The sequence below is a fragment of the Pseudomonas sp. URMO17WK12:I7 genome (assembly GCF_003269045.1).
In the GTDB taxonomy this organism is placed as follows: Bacteria; Pseudomonadota; Gammaproteobacteria; order Pseudomonadales; family Pseudomonadaceae; genus Aquipseudomonas; species Aquipseudomonas putida_J.
The window spans coordinates 20,403-42,791 of record NZ_QLTL01000022.1; the positions used below are offsets into that span (position 1 = coordinate 20,403).

General features: G+C 63.3%; 18 protein-coding genes, 1 pseudogene and 1 riboswitch. Of the genes and pseudogenes, 12 read left to right on the forward strand and 7 right to left on the reverse strand.

Annotated features, from left to right (window positions below; all coding sequences use genetic code 11):
- Nucleotides 1-69: 69 nt before the first annotated feature.
- Nucleotides 70-2,202 (forward strand): TonB-dependent receptor family protein, encoded by a 2,133-nt coding sequence (locus tag H040_RS24335; protein WP_033696214.1) that lies wholly within the window; start codon nt 70-72, stop codon nt 2,200-2,202.
- A 226-nt stretch (nt 2,203-2,428) separates the two neighbouring features.
- The gene (locus H040_RS24340) at nt 2,429-4,429 is read left to right on the forward strand and encodes a peptidase U32 family protein (RefSeq protein WP_027919008.1); all 2,001 of its coding nucleotides are present in this window, start codon (nt 2,429-2,431) and stop codon (nt 4,427-4,429) included.
- A 111-nt stretch (nt 4,430-4,540) separates the two neighbouring features.
- On the opposite strand, the gene H040_RS24345 is transcribed toward H040_RS24340, so the two are convergent.
- The gene (locus H040_RS24345) at nt 4,541-5,935 is read right to left on the reverse strand and encodes an aspartate aminotransferase family protein (protein WP_027919009.1); all 1,395 of its coding nucleotides are present in this window, start codon (nt 5,933-5,935) and stop codon (nt 4,541-4,543) included.
- A gap of 85 nt (nt 5,936-6,020) precedes the next feature.
- The gene (locus H040_RS24350) at nt 6,021-6,869 is read right to left on the reverse strand and encodes a helix-turn-helix transcriptional regulator (protein WP_027919010.1); all 849 of its coding nucleotides are present in this window, start codon (nt 6,867-6,869) and stop codon (nt 6,021-6,023) included.
- Between the two features lie 488 nt (nt 6,870-7,357).
- A riboswitch (cobalamin riboswitch) is annotated at nt 7,358-7,581 on the forward strand.
- A 101-nt stretch (nt 7,582-7,682) separates the two neighbouring features.
- Here H040_RS24350 and H040_RS24355 point away from each other — a divergent pair.
- The 7 genes from H040_RS24355 (at nt 7,683) to H040_RS24385 (ending at nt 14,184) form a co-directional block, all read left to right on the forward strand.
- Nucleotides 7,683-7,868 carry a CbtB domain-containing protein gene (locus H040_RS24355; protein WP_027919011.1) on the forward strand — a complete coding sequence of 62 codons (186 nt, stop codon included), beginning with the start codon at nt 7,683-7,685 and terminating at the stop codon, nt 7,866-7,868.
- Nucleotides 7,869-7,875: 7 nt separating this feature from the next.
- Nucleotides 7,876-8,568 (forward strand): CbtA family protein, encoded by a 693-nt coding sequence (locus H040_RS24360; protein ID WP_027919012.1) that lies wholly within the window; start codon nt 7,876-7,878, stop codon nt 8,566-8,568.
- Nucleotides 8,569-8,585: 17 nt separating this feature from the next.
- On the forward strand, nt 8,586-8,978 hold the full coding sequence (locus H040_RS24365; protein WP_027919013.1) for a cobalamin biosynthesis protein: 393 nt from the start codon (nt 8,586-8,588) through the stop codon (nt 8,976-8,978).
- A 30-nt stretch (nt 8,979-9,008) separates the two neighbouring features.
- The gene (gene cobM / locus H040_RS24370; protein ID WP_027919014.1) at nt 9,009-9,761 is read left to right on the forward strand and encodes a precorrin-4 C(11)-methyltransferase; all 753 of its coding nucleotides are present in this window, start codon (nt 9,009-9,011) and stop codon (nt 9,759-9,761) included.
- Nucleotides 9,762-9,822: 61 nt separating this feature from the next.
- Nucleotides 9,823-10,065 carry a DUF1272 domain-containing protein gene (locus H040_RS24375; protein WP_027919015.1) on the forward strand — a complete coding sequence of 81 codons (243 nt, stop codon included), beginning with the start codon at nt 9,823-9,825 and terminating at the stop codon, nt 10,063-10,065.
- Nucleotides 10,066-10,280: 215 nt separating this feature from the next.
- Nucleotides 10,281-10,895 (forward strand): response regulator transcription factor, encoded by a 615-nt coding sequence (locus H040_RS24380; protein ID WP_027919016.1) that lies wholly within the window; start codon nt 10,281-10,283, stop codon nt 10,893-10,895.
- A 13-nt stretch (nt 10,896-10,908) separates the two neighbouring features.
- On the forward strand, nt 10,909-14,184 hold the full coding sequence (locus H040_RS24385; RefSeq protein ID WP_027919017.1) for a transporter substrate-binding domain-containing protein: 3,276 nt from the start codon (nt 10,909-10,911) through the stop codon (nt 14,182-14,184).
- Here the strand turns inward: H040_RS24385 and H040_RS28235 are convergent.
- The 3 genes and pseudogenes from H040_RS28235 to H040_RS24395 form a co-directional block, all read right to left on the reverse strand.
- Complete coding sequence (locus H040_RS28235; RefSeq protein WP_371260252.1) at nt 14,159-14,653, reverse strand: methyl-accepting chemotaxis protein; 495 nt, start codon at nt 14,651-14,653, stop codon at nt 14,159-14,161. The two genes, H040_RS24385 and H040_RS28235, sit on opposite strands and share 26 nt — an antisense overlap.
- 42 nt (nt 14,654-14,695) lie before the next feature.
- Nucleotides 14,696-15,526 (reverse strand): annotated as a pseudogene (locus tag H040_RS28240) (PAS domain-containing protein); the annotation flags it as partial.
- Nucleotides 15,527-15,592: 66 nt separating this feature from the next.
- On the reverse strand, nt 15,593-16,612 hold the full coding sequence (locus H040_RS24395) for a LacI family DNA-binding transcriptional regulator (RefSeq protein ID WP_027919019.1): 1,020 nt from the start codon (nt 16,610-16,612) through the stop codon (nt 15,593-15,595).
- 206 nt (nt 16,613-16,818) lie between these two features.
- Between H040_RS24395 and H040_RS24400 the strand changes: the two genes are divergently transcribed.
- The 3 genes from H040_RS24400 to H040_RS24410 all read left to right on the forward strand — a co-directional run bounded on the left by H040_RS24400 (nt 16,819) and on the right by H040_RS24410 (nt 19,209).
- Nucleotides 16,819-17,358, forward strand: a complete 540-nt coding sequence (locus H040_RS24400) for a gluconokinase (RefSeq protein WP_027919020.1) — start codon at nt 16,819-16,821, stop codon at nt 17,356-17,358.
- A 111-nt stretch (nt 17,359-17,469) separates the two neighbouring features.
- Nucleotides 17,470-18,822 (forward strand): GntP family permease, encoded by a 1,353-nt coding sequence (locus tag H040_RS24405; RefSeq protein WP_027919021.1) that lies wholly within the window; start codon nt 17,470-17,472, stop codon nt 18,820-18,822.
- An 84-nt stretch (nt 18,823-18,906) separates the two neighbouring features.
- The gene (locus H040_RS24410; RefSeq protein ID WP_027919022.1) at nt 18,907-19,209 is read left to right on the forward strand and encodes a hypothetical protein; all 303 of its coding nucleotides are present in this window, start codon (nt 18,907-18,909) and stop codon (nt 19,207-19,209) included.
- A 121-nt stretch (nt 19,210-19,330) separates the two neighbouring features.
- On the opposite strand, the gene H040_RS24415 is transcribed toward H040_RS24410, so the two are convergent.
- Nucleotides 19,331-20,758 carry a sigma-54-dependent transcriptional regulator gene (locus H040_RS24415; RefSeq protein ID WP_027919023.1) on the reverse strand — a complete coding sequence of 476 codons (1,428 nt, stop codon included), beginning with the start codon at nt 20,756-20,758 and terminating at the stop codon, nt 19,331-19,333.
- The gene (locus H040_RS24420) at nt 20,733-22,226 is read right to left on the reverse strand and encodes a sensor histidine kinase (protein WP_027919024.1); all 1,494 of its coding nucleotides are present in this window, start codon (nt 22,224-22,226) and stop codon (nt 20,733-20,735) included. The genes H040_RS24415 and H040_RS24420 overlap by 26 nt, the downstream gene beginning before the upstream one ends.
- Nucleotides 22,227-22,389 lie beyond the last annotated feature (163 nt).

Here is a 22,389-nt window from a genome sequence, read left to right on the forward strand (position 1 = left end):
CGATCTGTGGTTGGCCCCTGGGGCTGCGTTGCAGCCCCCGCGATTCCAACCTTCAAAGCAGGACGCTGCATGCATTACCCCCCTTTTCGCCGCAAGGCCCTGATCGCCTTGCTGCCCGGCCTGGGCCTGTGCCCGCTGGCCCAAGCCGAAACCGCCACCACCTTCAACCTGCTGGAACCGGTGGTGGTCACCGGCACCTACACGCCCAACCCAAGCTTCGACCTGCCCTACTCCATCGACACCGTCGACCGCGACCAGATCGCCGATGGCCAACTGGGCGTCAACCTGTCGGAGGCGCTCAACCGCGTACCCGGCCTGGTAGTGCAGAACCGCCAGAACTACGCCCAGGACCTGCAGATTTCCTCGCGTGGCTATGGCGCCCGCTCGGCCTTCGGCATCCGTGGCATCAAGCTGCTCAGCGACGGTATCCCGGCCAGCACCCCGGATGGCCAGGGCCAGGCGGCCTCGTTGAACCTGGACGTGGCGGACCGCATCGAAGTGCTGCGCGGCCCGGCGTCTGCCATCTACGGCAGCAATGCCGGTGGCGTGATCCAGATGTTCTCCCGCGATGGCTCCGGCCCACCCAAGGTGGGCGCCGAAACCACCTTCGGCAGCGATGGCTTCAACAAGAACCACGTCTACAGCGAAGGCGGCAGCGAGCAGGCCGGCTTCCTGGTCGATGCCTCGCGCATGGACACCGACGGCTACCGCGACCACAGTGCCGCCCGCCGCGACCAGACCTTCGCCAAGGTGCACGTCAAACCGGACGCAGACAGCCGCCTGGCACTGATCTTCAGCACCCTGGAGCAGAACGGCACGCAAGACCCGCTCGGCCAGACCTGGGACGCCTACAAGCACGACCCACGCTCGGTGGCGGCGCGCGCCGAGGAATACAACACGCGCAAGAGCATCCACCATCAGCAGGTGGGCATGAACTACGAGCGCTATTTCGGCGATGCGACCCTGCAGTTCAACCTGTATGCCGGCAAGCGCAGCGTCATTCAGTACCTGTCGATCCCGAAGACGATTACCACATCCAAGGATGTCGTTTTACCGAATCCAGCTAATGCACGGGGCGGCGGCGTGGTCGACTTCGACCGCGAGTTCCACGGCGGCACCCTGCGCTGGATCCAGCCGGTCAGCGCCGCCCCCGGCAACCTGACGCTGACTTTCGGTGCCGACTACGACCGCAGCCGCGACGACCGCCGTGGTTTCCAGAACTTCAGCGGTAACACCCTGGGCGTGAAAGGCGACCTGCGCCGTGATGAACAAGACACCGCCACCAGCCTTGACCCCTATGTGCAGGCGCATTGGGAACTGGACCGCTGGACCGTGGATGCCGGCTTGCGCCACAGCAGCATGGAAATGGAAGTGGACGACCGCTTCCTGGCCAACGGCGATGCCAGCGGCTCGAAGAAATACCAGCGCACCACACCGACCCTGTCGGTCATGTATGCCTTTACCCCGGACCTGCACGGCTACATCAGCGCCGGCAAGGCCTTCGAAACCCCGACCCAGGCGGAGATGGCCTACGCTCCCGGGGCACTCGAAGGCTTCAACTTCGGCCTGGAACCGGCTACCAGTACCCAGTACGAACTGGGCCTGAAGATGCGCCCGGATGAACGCACGCGGATCAACGCGGCGATCTTCGAAATCCGTACCAAGGACGAGATCGTGGTCGCGGCTTCGACCGATGGCCGTACCAGCTACCGCAACGCCGGCAAGACCCTGCGCCGCGGCTTCGAGCTGAGCGTGCAGCGCGAGCTGAACGCGCAATGGCAGGCCAACCTGGCCTATACCCTGCTCGATGCCACCTATGACGAGGCCTTCACCCAGGGCACCGCAACCATCGACAAGGGCAACCAGCTACCGGGCGTGCCGCGCAGCAGCCTGTTCGGCGAGCTGGTGTGGAAGCCGCGCGACGGTATCAGCATGGGGCTTGAGGGGCAGTACCGCAGCAAGGTGTATGTCGAGGACACCAACGACCAGCATGCGGCGCCGGGTTATGCGGTGTTCAACTGGCGCACGCAGTTCCAGCAGCATGTTGGGCCGTGGACGTTCCACCAGCTGGTGCGCCTGGACAACTTGCTCGACCGCCAGTATGTGGGCTCGGTGATTGTCGGCGATGGCAATGGCCGCTATTACGAGGCGGCGCCAGGCCGGTCCTGGTATGCCGGCGCGGGGCTGGAATACCAGTTCTGACTGCTTAGGGGCTGCCCTGCAGCCTTTCGCGGGCATGCCCGCTCCCACAGGGACCTGACCTGGCCTGGAGCTGATGGAGAACCTGTGGGAGCGGGCTTGTCGGGGCGCCGAACCGCCGCGAAAGGGCCGGTACAGCCAGCACACCTCTCGGCACTCAAGGATGCCACCCGCCCTATTCCCCGCTACAATGCCGCCCTAAACCGTGACAGCCCGAACCTATAACGACATGTCCCTTCCAAAGAATCACCTGGAACTGCTCAGCCCTGCCCGCGACGTGGCCATCGCCCGCGAGGCGATCCTGCACGGCGCTGATGCCATCTACATTGGCGGCCCGAGCTTCGGCGCGCGCCACAACGCCTGCAACGAAGTCAGCGATATCGCCGAACTGGTCGAGTTCGCCCGGCGCTACCATGCACGCGTGTTCACCACCATCAACACCATCCTCCACGACAACGAGCTGGAACCGGCGCGCAAGCTGATCCACCAGCTCTACGACGCCGGCGTCGACGCGCTGATCGTGCAGGACCTGGGGGTGATGGAGCTGGATATCCCGCCGATCGAGCTGCATGCCAGCACCCAGACCGATATCCGCACCCTGGAACGGGCCAAGTTCCTCGACCAGGCCGGCTTCTCCCAACTGGTACTGGCGCGCGAGCTGAACCTGCAGCAGATCCGCACCATCGCCAGCCAAACCGACGCGGCCATCGAGTTCTTCATCCACGGTGCGCTGTGCGTGGCCTTCTCCGGCCAGTGCAATATCTCCCACGCCCAGACCGGGCGCAGTGCCAACCGCGGTGACTGCTCCCAGGCCTGCCGCCTACCGTATACCCTGAAAGACGACCAGGGCCGCGTGGTGGCGTTCGAGAAGCACTTGCTGTCGATGAAGGACAACAACCAGACCGCCAACCTGGCCGACCTGGTCGATGCCGGCGTGCGCTCGTTCAAGATCGAAGGCCGCTACAAGGACATGGGCTATGTGAAGAACATCACCGCCCACTACCGCAAGGAGCTGGACGCCATCCTCGAAGGCCGCCCGGAACTGGCCCGCGCCTCCAGCGGCCGTACCGAGCACTTCTTCCTGCCCGACCCGGACAAGACCTTCCACCGTGGCAGCACCGACTATTTCGTCACCGACCGAAAGGTCGACATTGGCGCCTTCGACTCGCCGACCTTCACCGGCCTTGCGGTCGGCGTTGTGGAGAAAGTCGGCAAGCGCGACCTGCAGGTGGTCACCGAAGTGCCGCTGACCAATGGCGACGGCCTCAACGTGCTGGTCAAGCGTGAGGTGGTGGGTTTCCGCGCCAACATCGCCGAGCCGCGTGGCGAGTTCGAGGAAGACGGCCAGAAGCGCTATCGCTACCGCGTCGAACCCAACGAAATGCCGGAAGGCCTGCACAAGCTGCGGCCGAACCACCCGCTGTCGCGCAACCTCGACCATAACTGGCAGCAGGCCCTGCTGCGCACTTCGGCCGAGCGCCGGGTCGGCGTGGAATGGCATGCGGTGCTGCGCGAACAGCGCCTGATGCTGACGGTGAGCAGTGAGGAAGGCGTCAGCGTGCAGGTGGCCCTGGACGGCCCGTTCGGCGTCGCCAACAAGCCACAGCAGGCACTGGACCAGTTGCATGACCTGCTCGGCCAGCTGGGCACCACGATCTACCACGCCAACAGCATCGAGCTGGATGCGCCGCAGGCGTTCTTCATCCCCAACTCGCAGCTCAAGGCCCTGCGCCGTGAAGCCATCGACGCGCTGACCGCAGCCCGTGTGCAGGCTCACCCGCGCGGTGCGCGCAAGGCCGAGACCACGCCAGCACCGGTGTACCCGGAGTCGCACCTGTCGTTCCTGGCCAACGTCTACAACCAGAAGGCGCGCGACTTCTACCACCGCCATGGCGTGCAGCTGATCGACGCGGCGTACGAAGCCCACGAGGAGCACGGCGAAGTGCCGGTGATGATCACCAAGCACTGCCTGCGCTTCTCGTTCAACCTGTGCCCCAAGCAGGCCAAGGGCGTGACCGGCGTACGTACCAAGGTGGCGCCGATGCAGTTGATTCAGGGCGATGAAGTGCTGACCCTGAAGTTCGACTGCAAGCCGTGCGAGATGCATGTGATCGGCAAGATGAAAAACCACATCATCGACCTGCCGACGCCAGGTAGCGCGGTGGCCCAGGTGGTTGGCCATATCAGCCCGGAAGATCTGCTCAAGACCATTCCCCGCGCCCCGCACTGATGTTCAGTCCGTGAGGCCCATTCGCGGCTAAAGCCGCTCCTACAGACGGCGCAATACCTGTAGGAGCGGCTTCAGCCGCGAAAGGGCCGCTCAGCGGCCCCGTTTTTTGTCTCAGAGAATCCCCAACCCGCGCGCGGTACGGTCCACCGCAATGCGGGTTTTCTCCACCAGCTCATCCAATTCGCTGTGGTTGGCCACCAAGGCCGGCGCCATGATCATCCGCCCCAGGGTCGAACGAATGATCACCCCTTCCTCGAAGCCATAAGTGCGGCACTGCCAGGCCAGGTCGTTTTCATTTGCATAGCGTTTGCGGCTGCCCTTGTCTTCGGCAAACTGCAGTGCCGCCACCAGGCCGGCGCCTTGCACCTGGCCAATCAGTGGGTGGTTGGCGAACACTTCGCGCAGGATGCGCTGCAAGTACGGGCCGGTGTCTTCCTTGACCTGGCGCACGATGCCTTCATCGCGCAGCGCCTTGAGGTTGGCGATGGCCACCGCTGCCGCTACCGGGTGCCCGGAATAGGTCAGGCCGTGGGCAAACACCCCGCCCCGCTCGACCAGTGCCTCGGCGATGCGCTTGCTCAGCACCAGGCCGCCCATCGGCACGTAACCTGAGGTCAGGCCCTTGGCGATCGACAGGGTGTCCGGCTCGAAGCCGAAGTATTCATGGGCGAACCACTCGCCAGTGCGGCCAAAACCACCGATCACTTCGTCGGCACACAGCAGCACGTCGTACTGGCGGCAGATGCGCTGGATTTCCGGCCAGTAGCTTTCTGGCGGGAAAATCATGCCACCCGCGCCCTGGAACGGCTCGGCGATAAAGCCGGCGACGTTCTCGGCACCCAGTTCAAGGATCTTCTCTTCCAGCTGCAGGGCGCAACGGCGACCGAACTCGGCCGGGGTCAGGTCACCGCCTGCGGCGTACCAGTAGGGTTCGTCGATGTGCGCCACATCCGGGATCATGCCGCCCATCTCATGCATGAATTTCATGCCGCCCAGCGCAGTGGCTGCGAGGGTCGAGCCGTGGTAGCCGTTCCAGCGGCCGATCATGATCTTCTTGCTCGGCTGGCCAACCACCTGCCAATAGCGGCGCACGGTGCGGATCAGCACCTCGTTGGCCTCGGAGCCGGAGTTGGTGTAGATGGCATGGCTGTAGTGGCCTGGCAGCAGGCTGAACAACAGCTCGGACAGTTCGATCACCGCCGGGTGGGTGGTGTGGAAGAACATGTTGTAGTAGGCCAGCTGGTCCATCTGCGTGGCGGCGGCGGCAGTCAGGTCCTTGCGGCCGTAGCCGAGCTGGGTGCACCACAGGCCCGACATGCCGTCGAGGTAGCGCTTGCCGTCGCTGTCCCACAGGTGCAGGCGCTCGCCACCGACGATCACGCGCGGGCCTTCGGCGTTCAGCGCCTTCTGGTCGAGGAAGGCGTGGATGTGGTGGGCGGCGTCGCCGGCCTGGTAGTCACGGGTATCGCGCTGGGCTTGCAGCTTGGCTTGGAACGGTGCGTTCATTGTTGTTCTCCAGGGTAAAACGCGGCGTGCAGTTGTCCCTGCCAGACCGCTGACAGTAAAAATCGGGTGGGGTGAAGCGGCGCGTTCAGCGCCTTCGCAGGTAGCTTTCCAGCGGGTCTTTGCTCAGGCCTTCCTGAGCCTGGGCGAGCGAGTCGATGAACAGCGAAAACAATTCGGACTGCTTGGCGATATCGAGCTTGGTGTACAGATTCTTGCGGTGGGTCTTGACCGTGTCTTCGCTGATGCCCAGGCGCTCGGCCAGGGAACGGGTCGAGTGGCCGCGCAGCAGGTACTGGGCGATGCGGCACTCGCGCTCGGTGAGCAAAGAGGAGCCGAAGTTGTTCAGTGCGGCGTTGATCTGCCGGCCCAGGGCGCTCTCGAAACGCCCGCCGATGGCGTCGACGTCGAGGTGGCTCCACTGCCGCCGTACGGTGGCCACGACCCACGGGGCCACGCACTTGAGGTCGTTGACCTGCTGACGGTCCAGGCGGCGGGTGCTGGCCAGGGCCACGGCGATGGTCAGGTGTTCGTCGAGCGGCACGATGAAGTTGAGCTCGTCTTCCAGGTGGGCGTGCTGGTAGAACGCCAGGTAGTACTCGCTGCGCTTGAAGTGGTCGGGGGCGACGTCGCTGAGGCGGTAGCAACCGGGGGCGATGCCGTCCATGCAGGCGCGGTAGAACGGGCACAGCAGGTAGTAGCCTTCAAGGTACTTGTGGATGTTGCCTTCTGGCAGCCAGGGGCCTTCCTCGTCCTTTTCGAACAACGCCGAGGGCAACCCTTTGCGTGGGTAGAGGAACACGGTGATGGCCTGGCATGGCGCAATCAGCTTGAGTGCGGCGAACAGCGCCTCGACAAAGCCGGGCGAGCCCTGAGCATCGACGACACGGGCCATCTGCGCATACCAGTCGGGCGATTTCAGCCGGTCTTTGCTCATTGTCGTGATCCCATGCCGGGGTTGTTGTGGTTGGAATTCTTGCATGGGGCAGTGGTACAGGCCATCACCCTTCGGGGTGAGGGGGGGGAAATTGGCTTGGAGCGGGTAGGTTTTCAACGACGGTCTTGCAGCGCCTATCCGATCGAGCGCCGCCCGCGCGGCGCATCGCGGATGAATCCGCTCCTACATCTATTCCGGGCCAATCAGTCCTGGGGATACACCGGTGTCCAGCTTGTTTGTTCCCTGCAATATCCAAGGTGACGCTGTTGCCGTACCCCTTTCTCCAGCCATGCGCCAAGGGTACGCGCGCCAAGGGCGCAGGAATAACTGGCCCGAAACAGATGTAGGAGCGTATTCATCCGCGATGCGCCGCGCGGGCGGCGCTCGTTCTCACAGACACTGCAATTCCATCGGCAAGCACCTATCAGCCCCTACGCATCCTCCCCTGCTGGATGCATAGCATTTGACGCCACTCGCGCCGCATGCTCTCCTTACGCCTTGCGTCAGGTGCCCCCCTTGGGGGTGAAACGGGAAATCGGTGCGTCACAGGCCCTCGCCAGGGCCGGGCAAATCCGGTGCTGCCCCCGCAACGGTAAGCGAGCGAAGCATCCAGACCACTGTGCCACGCAGTTCGGCATGGGAAGGTGATGCTTTTCAAGGAGCCCTGCTCCTCCTCGCAAGCCCGGAGACCGGCCTGGCGTTCATGAACACCCCGCGGTGGGCGGGCGCTGTCGCATTCCCTCGGGTGCCTCGCCCCCGGGGCTGCCGCGCCTGTCCCATGCCCTTACAAAAAGCAAAGCAGAGGATCGCGTCATGCCCATCACCAGCGCCAAACACAGCATCGCCACCCCCGTATCCCTCAGCCAGCGCATGGTCATCGCCGTCGGCGCCAGCCTGCTCGGCCTGTGCCTGGTCTACTTTGCCGGCTTCTCGCATATCGAAGCCGTGCACAACGCCGCGCACGACACCCGCCACAGCGCCGCCTTCCCTTGCCACTGAGGCTGCCATGATCAAGCGTATCGCCCGCACTGCCGGGTTCAGCGGCCTGCTCGCCGCCCTGTTGCTGACCCTGCTGCAAAGCTTCTGGGTCGCACCGCTGATCCTCCAGGCGGAAACCTACGAATCGGCCGCCCCCGCAGCCGAGCACCACAGCCACGGCGAAGAAGCCAGCGCCGGCCACAGCCACAGCGAAGAAGCCTGGTCGCCAGAGGATGGCTGGCAGCGCATCCTGTCGACCACCGGCGGCAATCTGGTGGTTGCCGTCGGCTTCGCCTTGATCCTCACCGCCCTCTACAGCCTGCGTGAACCGAGCCGCACCAGCACTGGCGCACTGTGGGGAATGGCCGGCTTTGCCGTGTTCTGCCTGGCACCGACCCTGGGCTTGCCACCAGAACTGCCAGGCACTGCCGCCGCCGACCTCGGTCAGCGCCAGAGCTGGTGGATCGGCACCGCAGCCGCCACCGCACTGGGCCTGGCATTGCTGGTGTTCGCCCGCCATGGGTTGCTCAAGGCACTGGGCGCGGTACTACTGGTAGTGCCCCACGTGGTCGGCGCGCCACAGCCGGAGGTCCACGAAAGCCTGGCCCCGCAAGCGCTGGAAAATCAGTTCAAGATCGCTTCCTGGCTGACCAACGCGGCGTTCTGGGTGGCCCTGGGCCTGCTCAGCGCCTGGCTGTATCGCCGCTCCAGCCACGCCTGATGGCTATCGACCCAACCCTGCCGGCGTTGTACGCCGGCTTCGGTTGCCGCCGGGGCTGCCCGGTGGAGGTTCTCGATACCTTGTTGCAGGAAGTGCTGCAGCGTCATGGCCTGAGCACCTCAGCGCTTCACGGCATTGCCAGCATCGCCGGCAAAGCCGATGAGCCAGGCCTGCAACAACTCGCCGCACGTCACGCCCTGCCGTTGCTGGTTTTCGATGCCGGGCAACTGCAGGCGTTCGAGCCACAACTCAGTCACCGCTCCCCTGTCGCCTATGCCCACAGCGGCTGCTGGGGCGTGGCCGAGAGCGCGGCACTGGCCCTGGCCAGCCTCAGTCACGCTCGCGCCACACTCAAGGTGGCCCGGCAGGTGCTCGGCCCCGCTACCCTGGCACTGGCCTGCAGCAGATAATCGCATTTTTCACCTATTCAAGGATTTGCCATGACGGTCTACTTCATCGGCGCCGGCCCCGGCGATCCGGAACTGATCACGGTCAAGGGCCAGCGCCTGATCCGCCAGTGCCCGGTGATCATCTACGCAGGCTCCCTGGTACCCGCCGCGGTGCTCGAAGGCCATCGTGCCGGGACGGTCATCAACAGTGCCGAACTTCACCTTGAGCAGATCATCGACGCCATCCGCGCCGCCCATGCCAAGGGCCAGGACGTGGCCCGGGTGCACAGTGGCGACCCCAGCCTGTACGGCGCCATCGGCGAGCAGATCCGCCACCTGCGCGAACTGGGCATCGACTACCAGATAGTCCCCGGGGTCACAGCCACCGCAGCCAGTGCGGCGCTGCTTGGCTGCGAACTGACCCTGCCGCAAGTGGCACAGACGGTCATCCTCACCCGCTACGGCGACAGCTCCCCCATGCCCGCAGGCGAACAGCTCGGCGACCTTGCCCGCCATGGCAGCACCCTGGCCATTCACCTCGGGGTCAAGCACCTGCCACGCATCGTCGAAGAACTGCTGCCCCACTACGGTCCCGACTGCCCGATCGCAGTGGTTCATCGCGCCACCTGGCCGGATCAGGACTGGGTGCGCGGTACGCTGGCCGATATCGTCGAGCAGGTTGCCAGCAAGGGCTTTCGACGCACTGCACTGATCCTCGTCGGCCATGTGCTCGGCGATGCACCGTTCACCGAGTCGGCGTTGTACCGCGCCGGCCACGCCCACCTGTACCGCCCCGGCGAGTAGCATTGCAAAGGCGACAAAGGGCGGAGCAGACTGCACATTCCACCAGACCGGAGGGATACCCATGCTGGAGCTGCGCCCTAATTGTGAATGCTGTGATGCCGATCTGCCGGGCGATAGCCCGGATGCGATGATCTGCTCTTTCGAATGTACCTTCTGCCGCCACTGCGCCCACAGCCGCTTGCAGGGGCGCTGCCCGAATTGCAGTGGCCAGCTGCTGGCCCGCCCAACACGGGTGGGCCAGGCCTTGAGCAACAACCCCGCCTCGACCCAGCGCGTCCTCAAGCCACACCCGGCCTGCGCCTGACCTTCCCCCCAGCACAGGTATCGTCGCCTCTGGCGATGCCTGTAACGGCATTTTTGTAGGAAATTTCTACAATACCGGCTTGCTTGTTCAACATATCTATACTCGCCATTACCTAGGATCCGGAATGGTCGTATCGTGCCGCACAGCAGAAAAAGCTTGCAGACGTCTCCTGATTGCTTCGGGGGGCCGACCACATTCCGACAGGAGTTAGTGACATGACAACAGTGCTGATCGTTGATGATCATGCCATCGTCCGTTTTTCCTTGCGCATACTGCTTGAGCGTGAGCGCTTCCGTGTCGTCGGCGAAGTCGACAATGGCAGTGAAGTGGCGCAGAAGGTGCGCGATTTGCGGCCCGATGTGGTGGTGCTGGATATAGGGCTCCCCGGCCTGGATGGCATGGAGGTCATCAAGCGCCTGCAACAACAGGAACCAGCACCGAAAATCATGGTGCTGACCGGGCAGGCCACCGATCTTTACGTACGCCGCTGCCTGGATGCCGGCATCGGTGCATTTGTCACCAAAGGCGAGGATCTGGACGCCGTAGTATTCGCCCTCAAGGCCCTGATCAAAGGCTACTCCACCTTTCCGCAGATGGCGGTCAACAGCAACACCCTGGAGAGCGAGCCTGAGCGCCTGAGCAGCCTGTCCAACCGTGAGATGGAAGTGCTGCGGCGCCTGAGCCGTGGTGAAAACAACAAGAACATCGGCGCCTGCATGAACCTCAGCGCCAAGACCATCAGCACCTACCGTGGTCGCATCATGGAAAAGCTCAAGACCGAGTCATTGGTGGAAATGGTTGATCTGGCCAAACGCAACCATGTCAACTGAACACCCGGGCAGTATGGAGCGTGTCCTGGCCTGCCTGACGCTGTTCATCACCCTGGCCTGCTTACCGCTCATGGCCTTCGCCGAAAGTGAACCACGGCATTTGCTGGCACGCGCCACCAGTGCCGCGCCCCCCCTGCAACTGGATGCAGCCGATCGCCAGTGGCTGCGCCAGCGCGGCGTCTTGTTGCTGGGAAGTTCCCGGCCAGATTACCCGCCGTTCGAGATCAACGTCAGCCCGGCTGATTATGAAGGCCTCAGTGCCGACTATGCCGGGCTGATCGCCGAACAGCTGGGCATCCCGATCGAAGTCAGGCGGTTCGGCAGCCGCCACGAAGCGATCGACGCATTGCGCACAGGCAAGATCGACTTGCTGGGCAGCTCCAATGGCTTCGAAGCAGCCGATGCCCAGCTCAGTCTCAGCGTGCCCTACGCCGATGATCTGCCAGTGATCGTGACGCGTCAGGATACACCCCTGAAGCTGAGCAACGACCTGGCCGGTTTACGCTTGGCAATGGTCGACCACTACCTGCCGGGCGAGACCGTTCGCGCGCTCTACCCTAAGGCACAACTGAGCCTCTATCGCTCGACCCTGGCAGGCCTGGCAGCGGTCGAGCTGGGTGAGGCGGACGCTTATCTGGGCGATGCCATCAGTACCGACTACCTGATTGGCAAAAGCTACCAAGGCACGATGAAGATCGACCATTTTTCACAGGTGGCACCCGCCAGCTTTGCCTTCGCTTTCGCCAATGACAATGTGCGGCTGCACCGCCTGGTCGACAGTGCCATGGCCAGGATCACCGAAAGCGAACGCCTGAATATCCTGCGCCGCTGGAGCAGCGGCAATACCAGCTTGTTGCTTGAGCGTCACCTGTCGGCACTGACAGACGAAGAGCTGAACTGGATAGCCCGCCATCCGACCATAAGCGTGCTGGTCGATACCGCCCTTGCCCCGCTGACCTTCAACGACGCCCAACAGCATATCAACGGGATTACCGTCGACCTCCTCAAACAAATTACCCTGCGCACCGGCTTGCAGTTCGAATTCATCGAACGAGACACCGTGCAGCAGATGGTCGAACAAGTTGCACGCGGAGAGGCACAGATGATCGGGGCACTGGGCTATGGCACAGAACGCGCGACGCAGCTGCGCTATACCCGCCCCTATCTGGTCAGCCCACGCGTGCTGGTGACCCGCATTCAGGCGCCCTCGCCCTTGCAAGATGGAAACCTCGATACGCAGCGCATCGCCCTTCTGCATGGCTCCCACCTGCGCGACGAAGTGATGCGCCGCTTTCCTCATGCGAAACTGGTCATGGTCAACAACCCCCTTGGCCTGATGGAAGCAGTGGCCAATGGCGATGCTGACGTCGCCTATAGCAGCTATATCAATGCCTCGTACTACACCAACCACGTATTCAAGGGGCAACTGCGTATCGCCAGTGTCATGGACGACGAGCCAGCTGCCGCCGCCTTCGCCGTGGCACCTGACCAGCCGCAACTGCAGGCCATCCTCGACAAGGCACTGATCAGTATTCCCCCAGAAGAGCTGGGTCAGTTGATAAACCGCTGGCACACCAGCACCTTGGTCAGTGACAGCCCTTGGCGCAACTACCGCACACTGACACTGCAAGTGCTGGTGCTGTCAGCCCTGCTGCTGGCGGGCGTGGTGTTCTGGAACAGCTACCTGCGCAAGTTGATCCACCAACGCACCGAAGCTCAACGCGCGCTCCAGACACAACTGGCCTTCAGCCGCGGGTTGCTGGAGCAGCTGCGCCAAGCCAAGGACGAAGCCGAACAGGCCAGCAAGACCAAAAGCGCGTTCGTGGCGACCATGAGCCATGAGATACGTACTCCCATGAACGCGGTGATCGGCTTGCTGGAGCTGGCACTGAATGACAACCGCTCTGGCCGTTGCGACACTCAGGTCCTGCAAACCGCTCACGACTCCGCCATCGGCCTGCTCGGGCTGATCGGCGACATCCTCGACATATCCCGCATCGAAACCGGGCACATGACCCTCCAGCCTGTAGCGACCGACCTGGTCGACCTGGTACGCAGCACGCTGCGGGTATTCGAGGGCAATGCACGGATAAAGGGCCTGCACCTGCAAAGCGAGCTGCCTGACGAGCCACTCTGGGTCCTGGCCGACCCGTTGCGGATCAAGCAGATCCTTTCCAACCTGCTGAGCAATGCGATCAAGTTCACTGACCGTGGCGACGTCGTGGCGCGCCTTGCATTCAAACCCTCGGCGGCAGGCGAAACCGTGCTGATAGAGTTGGGCGTGAGCGACACCGGCATCGGCATTGCCCCCCAGGATCAGGCGCGGCTGTTCAACACCTTCACCCAGGCCTCAGGCCCACGGGCCAGCCAGGGCGCTGGCCTGGGCCTGGTGATCAGCCGGACGTTGGCCGAGCTTATGGGCGGCAGGCTCGACCTGCAAAGCGTGGAAGGCGTCGGCACCCGCGTGCGCGTCCAGTTGCAGCTTGTACCGAGCGCGCCAGCCGCACCGGTGGAGCTCAACCAGGACGACGACGAAGCCGTCAGCGGGCAACTGAATGTGCTGGTGGTCGATGACTACCCTGCCAACCTGATGCTGCTGGAAAAGCAGCTCAACAGCCTCGGCCACCAGGTGACGCTGGCCGAAAATGGCGAAATTGCCCTGGCCTTGTGGCAAGCGCACACATTCGATCTGGTCATCACCGACTGCAGCATGCCGGTGATGGACGGCCATGAGCTGGCCCGCAGGCTGCGCCAGCTGGAGCAAGCCAGCGGGCAGCCCGCCTGCAGCATTCTCGGAGTGACAGCCAATGCCCAGGCCGAAGAGCGTCAACGCTGCCTGGAAAGCGGCATGGACGACTGCCTGTTCAAGCCCATCGGGCTGCGCACACTGAAGGCTCACCTGCCGCACCTGCGAACCAGCGCGCCGACGTCAGCCCCCAACACAAGCGGCTTCGACCTCAACGAACTGCGGCACCTGACCCAGGACGACCAGCAGCTGACCAGGCGCCTGCTCGAACAACTGACACACAGTGCCCAGCAAGACCTGGCCGCCCTGCAAGCGCTTGGCCCCGCCAGCGACCACGAGGCATTGCGTGCCCTTGCCCACCGTATAAAAGGGGGCGCCAAGATGCTGCGGGTACGTGGCGTGGTCAAGGATTGCGAAGCCATCGAACAGGCACACGCCCTGGGGCTGCCGACGGAGGCATTGCGCCTGCAGCTGGAAGCGAGCCTGCAGGCCTTGCTGAGGGAGCTGGGCAATTCCCTCAGTGCAATTGCAGCGTCGAGCTGATCTGGCTGATGGCGTCGACCACGTGGCGGGAGCCCTGCTGGATTTCCATGATCACCGTCCCCGCCTCGTTGGCCAGCTCAACGCCCCGCCCGGTACGTGACAGGCTCGACTGCATGCTGGCCACGGCGGTCAGCGACAGGTCGTGGTTCTGCCGCACCACATCGACGATCTCCAGCGTCGCCTTGCTGGTGCGCGCCGCCAGGCTGCGTACTTCATCGGCAACCACGGCAAAGCCGCGGCCATGCTCACCGGCCCGGGCCGCCTCGATGGCCGCGTTCAAGGCCAGCAGGTTGGTCTGGTCGGCGATACCACGGATAGTCAGCACGATCTGCCCGATCACATCCGATTGCTTGCTCACCGCATCGATGCTGCGCGCGGCATCATTGAGTTCCTGGGAAATCTGCTCGATCACCGCCACGGTCTGCTGCACCACCTCGGTACCCTTGCGCGCGCAGGCATCGGTCTGCACCGAGCTGGCGTGGGCTGCATCAGCGGCGCTCTGCTGGGTGCTGACCTGCGCGGTGATGTCGCTGGCAAACTTGACCACCTTGTACAGGCGGCCCTTGCTGTCGAAGATCGGGTTGTACGAGGCCTCCAGATAAATTGTCTGGCCCTGCTTGTTGACCCGTTCGAAGCGGTGCGAGTGATACTCGCCGCGATTGAGAGACGCCCAGAACTCGCGGTACGCGCTGGATTCGCGCTCATGGGGCAGGCAGAACAGCCCATGGTGACGGCCCTGCACTTCTTCGAGGGAGTAGCCCATTGTCTGGAGGAAGTTGCGGTTGGCTTTGATCACCCGCCCTTGCGGGGTGAACTCGACCACGGCCATGGAGCGACCAATGGCCTTGAGAAGGCTTTCGCTTTCATGTTCGTCCTTCACCCGCTGGCTGATGTCGGCCGCCACCTTGATCACGCTGGTAACCTGCTGTTGCTCGTTCACCACCGGCATGTAGCTGGCCTCCAGCCAGACTTCACGGCCAGCCTTGTCGACGCGTTCGAAGGTGCCGCTGATGGCCTTGCCTTGGCCCAGTTCCTGCCACAGTTGCTGGTACTCGGCACTCTTGGCATAGCCGGGGTCGCAGAACAGGCGGTGGTGCTTGCCACGCAGTTCATCAACGTTGTAGCCCATGGCCTGGCAGAACTGGGCATTGGCATCGAGGATGGTGCCGTCAGGGGCGAACTCGATCATCGCCATGCAGCGGCTTATGGCCGCGAGCTTCGCCTGGGCTTCGGCCAGGGCCTTGTGGGTGCGCTGAATCTCGATCAGGTCAGACTTGCGGTGGAAATCGAACATGGTGCCAGGATCCTCGATGCTCGGATTTTCCTGAGCATAGATCGGCATTTTTGCCGTGCAAGCCAGTTGATATCACTTTCTGATTAACCAGTTACAGGCAGGTCCTGAAAAACCTCATGAGCTCTCGCGCACCATCAGTTCAAAGCCAAGGTCTTGCTGCTCGGTTGCCACTCGCTTGCCATCGAGCAGTGCCAGCAATGCCTGTGCTGCGCCCCGACCAACGGCTGCCCTTGGGGTGCGAATAGAAGTAAGGCGCGGCACCATGTGCGCCGAGGCAGGCAAGTCGTTGAACCCAACCATTGCCACCTGGCGCGGCACCTCGATGCCTTGGCGCAACGCCTGCAACACCGCGCCCTGGGCAAGGTCGTCGTTACAGAAGAAGATGCCATCCACATCGGGGGCCTGGGCCAATAGCTGGCTGAACAGTTCGCTGCCCAATGCAATGGACGACGGTTGCGGTGCGAGGATCTCCAGCTCGCTGGCCAGCATGCCGGCTTCGGCAAGGGCCTGGCGGTAGCCTTCGGCACGCTGCATCACACGTGGGTCGAGCTGCGCGGCAATGAACGCAAGGCGCCGCCGGCCACGCGCAATCAGGTGGGCTGCGGCGGCCCGCCCTGCCTGCTGTTGGGAAAAGCCCACCGACAACGCGCCAGCCTCACCGCCCAGTTCCATCATGTGCACGCAGGGCACGCCGCTGGCTGCCAGCATCTGCCGCGACGCGTCGCTGCGGTCGAAGCCGGTCAGCAGCATGCCGCAGGGCTGATAGGCCAGATAATTGCGGATCAGGTTTTCTTCTTCGTCGATATCGTAGTGATAGTTACCAATCAGTACTTCGAGCCCACGCGGGCGCATCACCTCGTGGATGGCCTCCAGGGTGTCGATGAACAGTTGGTTGGACAACGACGGGATCAGCACCACTACCGATTGGCTGCGCGCCGACGCCAGCGCCCTGGCTGCATGGTTGGCGACGTAGCCCAGGGACGCGGCGGCGGCCATGACCTTTTCCACCAGTTCCGGGGCAACCGTGCTGACCCCGCGCAAGGCGCGCGAAGCGGTGATCGGGGAAACCCCGGAAAGCCTGGCGACTTCTGCCAGGGTGGGACGACCTGTGGTGCGGGAGCCTGTGCGGGTCATGGATGTTGTAATTTTACTACTTGCAGGAATGGGGAACGGCCACTAAGGTAGCGCTGTCTCAGGACGCAGGCAATGTAATCTTTGGTAGTGGCCACTACAGCGCTCTGCCAAGCGTCCATACTGCGTAAGGACAAGACCAATAACACCGGGGAGGTGGCGTTTCGTCAGCGACGAGACAGCGCTATCTCACCCCGCAGGAGGTACTGATGAATTCTCCCCTGTCCGCCATCGTGGTGATGGGCGTGGCCGGTTGCGGCAAAAGCTGCGTCGGTGATGCCATTGCCAAGCGAAGCGGCGGTCGCCTGATCGAAGGCGACGCCTTTCACCCTGCCGAGAACATCCGCAAAATGAGCGCTGGCATCCCTCTGGACGACGCTGACCGTGCCGGCTGGCTGGTGCGCCTGGGCCAGGAACTGCAAGCGACGGTGAAGTCTGGCGAACGGCCGATCCTCACCTGTTCGGCGCTCAAGCGGCGTTACCGCGACACCCTGCGCGCGGCAATGCCGGAGCTGGTGTTCGTATTCCTCGAGCTCACCCCCGCCGAAGCAGAAAAGCGCGTACTCGCCCGCCCCGGCCACTTCATGCCGGCCAGCCTGATCGACAGCCAGTTCGCCGCCCTCGAGGCGCCCCATGGCGAACCCCTGACCTTGCCGCTGGACGCCACTCAACCCATTGCGGTACTCGCCGAAACGGTAGACGCCTGGCTAAAGCCCTGCGGTGAGCGGAACCTGGCGCGGACTGCCTGAACCGGCGGTTTTTCCGGCTCACCAAAGACAGCGCTGTCTCGACGCCTGAAGGCGGCGAAAGTTCCATAAACGCTACGCCAAAAACAACGATAAGACCGAGGCATCAAAACCATGTTCGGACTGGCTACAGATACCTACCTGCTGCTCGACGCGCTGGTCACCATCGTCGGGCTGATCTTGCTGATCACCTATTTCAAGGTCCACCCCTTCGTCGCCCTCACCCTGGCCGCCGGTTTCCTCGGCCTGACCTCCGGCATGCCAGTGGCCAAGGTCATGAAATCGTTCCAGGACGGTTTTGGCGGGGTGCTCGGCTTCGTCGGTATCGTCCTCGCCCTGGGGACGATGCTTGGCAAGCTGATGGCCGACTCCGGTGGCGCCGACCAGATCGCGCAAACCCTGATTCGCGCCTTCGGCAAGAAGAAGGTGCACTGGGCAATGATGTTCGCCGCCTTCCTGGTGGGCATCCCGCTGTTCTTCGAGATCGGCTTCGTGCTGCTGATTCCGCTGGTGTTCATCGTCGCCCGGCGTTCCGGGGTGTCGCTGATCAAGATCGGCATCCCACTGCTGGCCGGCCTTTCCGTGGTGCATGGCCTGGTCCCGCCACACCCGGGCCCGCTGCTGGCCATCGGCATCTTCCATGCCGATATCGGCAAGACCATCTTCTATGGCTTGCTGGTCGCGTTGCCCACGGCAATTATCGCCGGCCCGCTGTTCGGCAACTTCATTGCCCGGTACATCCCCGGTAACCCGTCGCAGGAACTGATGGACCAGATTGCCAAGGAGTCGGACCAGAGCAACCTGCCCAGCTTCACCATCACCCTGGTCACCGTGCTGCTACCCGTGGCGCTGATGCTGCTCAAGACCTTCGCCGACGTGGTACTACCGGCCGAGCACATCTTGCGCCAGTGGATGGACCTAATCGGCCACCCGATCACTGCCCTGCTCGCGGCCCTGTTGCTGGCCTTCTACACCTTCGGCTCGGCCCGTGGCTTCAGCCGCCAGCAGATCATGAAGATGCTCGACCAGAGCCTGGCCCCGACGGCGGCAATCGTGCTGATCGTCGGTGCCGGTGGCGGCTTCAAGCAGATGCTGGTGGATACCGGCGTGGGCAACGTGATCGGGCAGATGGCCGTGCAGGCAGAGATTTCACCGATCATGCTGGCCTGGCTGGTGGCTGCGGTGATCCGTATCGCCACAGGTTCGGCGACTGTGGCGACCATTACCGGTGCTGGCATCGTCGCCCCGGTGATCGACCTGGTGCCTGGGGTCAACCGTGAACTGCTGGTGCTGGCCACCGGTGCCGGCTCGCTGATCCTGTCCCACGTCAACGATGCCGGCTTCTGGCTGGTGAAGCAGTACTTCAACATGACCGTGGCGGAAACCTTCAAGACCTGGAGCATGATGGAGACGATCCTGTCGATCGTCGGCATCATCTTCATCATGGCGCTGTCGACGGTGGTGTGACCGTTGATCGGGATCATGGCACCTGAGCACCTCGGGTAGGGCCCAACACAGATATGAGCCCTACCCTACGCAAAGGAGCCTGCCATGAACCGTTCAGCCCTGCTGCTGATTGCCCTGCTCACCTCGCCATTGGCCCTGGCGGTCGGCACCGGGCCGACCTACCCCGATGACCCGCACAACCCGGCGCCGCAGCCGGGTGTCGACAGTACCCTGAACCCAATCGAGAAACCCATGCCCAGGGATACCGACCCGCGTATCCAGGGCAATGACCCAGAGAGCCCCCCGGCCAGGCAGAATGACAACCGTGACTTGCCAGGGATGGATGGCAGCGGCTCGGAAGGAACCGGGGGCCAAGGCGCCAATGGAAGCAACGGTAGCCAGCGTTAATCCCCTTTGAACGCCAGCCAAACGAAACAACCTGTGGGAGCGGGTTTACCCGCGAAAGCGTCGGTGAATCCACCATCGCCTTTGCGTGTAAACCCGCTCCCACAGGTTGATCGTGAGGCGTCTACCACTGGCGTTTGTCAGGCCGGGTAAGCCCCAGCTTCTCGATACGATACCGCAGCATGTCCCGAGACAGGCCGAGCATGCGTGCCGACTTGGTGACATTCCAGTCGGTACGGTCCAATGTCTTGCACACAAGGTCCCGCTCCATGTCCGGCAGGCTGGTGCCGGGCTCCGGCTCATGCCTTGGCATTTCGTAAACGGTCGCGGTGGGCTGAGCTACCAGCGGCTCGTCGATCAAGGACGTGCACAGGTTCAGCTGATGCGCCTGCACCACCTCATTGGGCGCCAGCAGCACGGTCTGCTCCAGCATGTTGCGCAGTTCACGCACATTGCCCGGCCAGCTGTAGCTCAACATCAACGCTTCGGCCTCGGCACTGAAGCGCAGGTTCGGCTTGCCGTAACGGCGCCCGTGGTGCGCCAGGAAATGCCGGGCCAACAGCAGCACATCCTGGCCGCGGGCATACAGACGCGGCACTTTCAGGGCGATGATGCGCAAGCGGAAGAACAAGTCACGGCGGAACTTGCCTTGCTGCACCATCTGTTCGAGGTTGCAGTTGGTGGCGCTGATCACCCGCAGGTCGACCTTGCGTTCCTTGACCGCACCGATGCGGCGGATGCTGCGATCTTCCAGCAGTTTGAGCAGCTTGGCCTGTAGCACCAGGTCCATCTCGCCGATCTCGTCGAGGAACAGCGTGCCCCCATCGGCCGCTTCCACCAGGCCAACGCGGCGCTCCTTGGCGTCGGTGAACGCGCCCTTCTCGTGGCCGAACAGCTCGGCCTCAAGCAGGTTGGCCGGAATCGAGGCACAGTTGAACTCGATGAACGGCCCTTTGCTGCGCGAGCCGTCGAAATGCAGCGCGCGGGCAACCAGTTCCTTGCCGGTACCGGTCTCACCTTCGACCAACACCGGTGGCAGGTCGTCCATGGCCATGCGCCGCTCGGCATCGAGCACTTGCTGCAGGGTGTGCTTGAGGGTCAGCATCACTGGCGACTCACCGATCAGCGCCTGCAACCCAGACTTCTGCGCCTCGCGTTCCTGGTAGAACGACAGGGTGCGCTCCATGCGCTCGGCAGCCAGGGCCTTCTCCAGGGTCAGCTTGAGCTCGGCCAGCACCACCGGTTTGGTCAGGTAATGGAACGCGCCCTCCTTCATGGCCTGCACGGCGTCTTCGACATTGCCGTAGCCGGTCATCATGATTACCTTCAGGTCCGGCGCCTGCGACACCAAGGTGCGCAGCAGGTCGTGCCCGCTCATGCCGGGCAGCGAGTTGTCGGTCAGTACCGCATCGGGCTGGACCCGCTTGATCTGCTCCAGCGCCAGTTCCGCACTGTGGCAGAGCGTCACCTCGAAGCCCTTGAGGCTCAGATAGGTGCGAATGTTGTCGCCGAGGATTTCATCATCCTCAACTACCAGGATGCTGTGCTCCATGGTCCCCTCCCGCTGCGATATTGAAAGTGAGGCTGACGCGGGTTCCTTCCTCTTCTCGGCTGCTCAGGCTGACCGAGCCGCCAAAACGCTCCATGATCCGTTTGACCAGGGCCAGGCCTACGCCAAGGCCGCCTTGCTTGGTGGTGTAAAAAGGCTTGAACACCATTCTTTCCTGTAGCTGACTCATGCCCTTGCCGGTATCGCTGAGCAGCAGTTGCGCGCGCTCGCCATCCAGCGCGCAGACCTGCGCATGCAGGACGCCGCCCTTGGGCATGGCTTCAAGTGCATTGGAAAACAGGCTGTTGAGGATCTGCGTCAGCTGCAGGGGCTGGCTGGCCACCCACTGCGACTGTGGGCCTTCGAAGCTGAAACGTACGCCATTGCGCTCGATCTGCTGGGCAAAGGCCAGGTGGGTATCTTCGATGGCCGCCACCAGGTCCACCGCCTCGGCACAATCGCTGGTCGGGCGCAGCGACACTAGCAGCTCCCGTACCCAGCGCGACATGCGGTCGACCTGGGTGATGATGTCGTTAATGTTCTTCTGCGCCTGCGGGCTGGCAATTCCTTCCGCCAGCTCGGCGCTGGAGCGGATATTGGCCAGCGGGTTGCGCAAGCTATGAGCCACTGCCGAAGACATCTCGCCCAGTGCCACATAGGTTTCGCTGGCCACCAGCCGATCTTGTTGCTGCTGCAGCATGTAGGCGGCGCGGCGCACGATCCAGAACAGGCCGAAGTAGATCAGCGCCCCGCCCACCAAGGTCGAGGCCCAGATCAAAACGTAACCGCGCTGGATACGGCGCACCAGATCCTGCGGCTCCTTGTAGATCTCGACCATGGCCATGACCTGCTCGCCCTGGCTGTCGAACAAGGGGATGTAGTTTTCGATGAACAGGTAATTGGGCTCGCGCAGGAATTTCTGCTCTTCGCGGTCGTCTGCGGCTTTGTGGTAACTGGCCGATACCGCCTTGCGTGAGCGAAAGGCGCGGTTCAGGTCGCCGTCGGCTTCAATGCGTTTGCCGATCAGCTCGGGGTTGGTGGACCAGACGATGGTGCGGTCACGGGCATAGGCGTTGGCCAGCAAGATATCCGGCAAGTGTTCGACGTGGTCGAGAAACTCGACCCGGGTCGACTCGGCCAGGGCCGGGCTCACTTGCAGGTGCTGTTCATCCAGGCGCGGGTTGAGCAGTTCGCCCATGGTGGTGCCGGGCGGCAGCTGCGAATGGCGCACTTCGGCCAGGGCCAGCGACTGGATGAACTGGGCGGTGAGCATGGCATCGCGCTCGACACTGTCGCGCACCACGAAGCGGGTTGAGACGTAGCCCAGGCCGCCAGCCACCGAAGCGATAATCATCAGGCTGATCACCGAGAACCAGCGCAGCAGGTTGAACTCGCGAAGCGGCGCGGCCAGCCCACTGCTGCCAGGCAGTGCGGCGGGTTTTACCGGAACCTCTTCATCCAGCATCTGCATCGCGTCGTTCCCGTGCAGGGAGTCCGTTCATAAGGTGGTCATCGTACTGCTACCGACAGTAGCAGATTGATAGCACCTCACCAGGGCAGCTGCTGCCGCCATTTGCCGCGCGTTACCTGCTTCACGAACCTGCAAGAAGCCAGCCAGTACGGGAAAACAATGG

Coding starts and splice junctions, on each gene's coding strand:
- H040_RS24380 (WP_027919016.1), top strand. CDS start 10,281: ATGACAACAGTGCTGATCGTTGATGATCATGCCATCGTCCGTTTTTCC.
- H040_RS24355 (WP_027919011.1), top strand. CDS start 7,683: ATGCCCATCACCAGCGCCAAACACAGCATCGCCACCCCCGTATCCCTC.
- H040_RS24360 (WP_027919012.1), top strand. CDS start 7,876: ATGATCAAGCGTATCGCCCGCACTGCCGGGTTCAGCGGCCTGCTCGCC.
- H040_RS24350 (WP_027919010.1), bottom strand. CDS start 6,869: ATGAGCAAAGACCGGCTGAAATCGCCCGACTGGTATGCGCAGATGGCC.
- H040_RS24415 (WP_027919023.1), bottom strand. CDS start 20,758: ATGGAGCACAGCATCCTGGTAGTTGAGGATGATGAAATCCTCGGCGAC.
- H040_RS24420 (WP_027919024.1), bottom strand. CDS start 22,226: ATGCAGATGCTGGATGAAGAGGTTCCGGTAAAACCCGCCGCACTGCCT.
- H040_RS24375 (WP_027919015.1), top strand. CDS start 9,823: ATGCTGGAGCTGCGCCCTAATTGTGAATGCTGTGATGCCGATCTGCCG.
- H040_RS24335 (WP_033696214.1), top strand. CDS start 70: ATGCATTACCCCCCTTTTCGCCGCAAGGCCCTGATCGCCTTGCTGCCC.
- H040_RS24345 (WP_027919009.1), bottom strand. CDS start 5,935: ATGAACGCACCGTTCCAAGCCAAGCTGCAAGCCCAGCGCGATACCCGT.
- H040_RS24385 (WP_027919017.1), top strand. CDS start 10,909: ATGGAGCGTGTCCTGGCCTGCCTGACGCTGTTCATCACCCTGGCCTGC.
- H040_RS24395 (WP_027919019.1), bottom strand. CDS start 16,612: ATGACCCGCACAGGCTCCCGCACCACAGGTCGTCCCACCCTGGCAGAA.
- H040_RS24410 (WP_027919022.1), top strand. CDS start 18,907: ATGAACCGTTCAGCCCTGCTGCTGATTGCCCTGCTCACCTCGCCATTG.
- H040_RS24400 (WP_027919020.1), top strand. CDS start 16,819: ATGAATTCTCCCCTGTCCGCCATCGTGGTGATGGGCGTGGCCGGTTGC.
- cobM (WP_027919014.1), top strand. CDS start 9,009: ATGACGGTCTACTTCATCGGCGCCGGCCCCGGCGATCCGGAACTGATC.
- H040_RS24340 (WP_027919008.1), top strand. CDS start 2,429: ATGTCCCTTCCAAAGAATCACCTGGAACTGCTCAGCCCTGCCCGCGAC.
- H040_RS24405 (WP_027919021.1), top strand. CDS start 17,470: ATGTTCGGACTGGCTACAGATACCTACCTGCTGCTCGACGCGCTGGTC.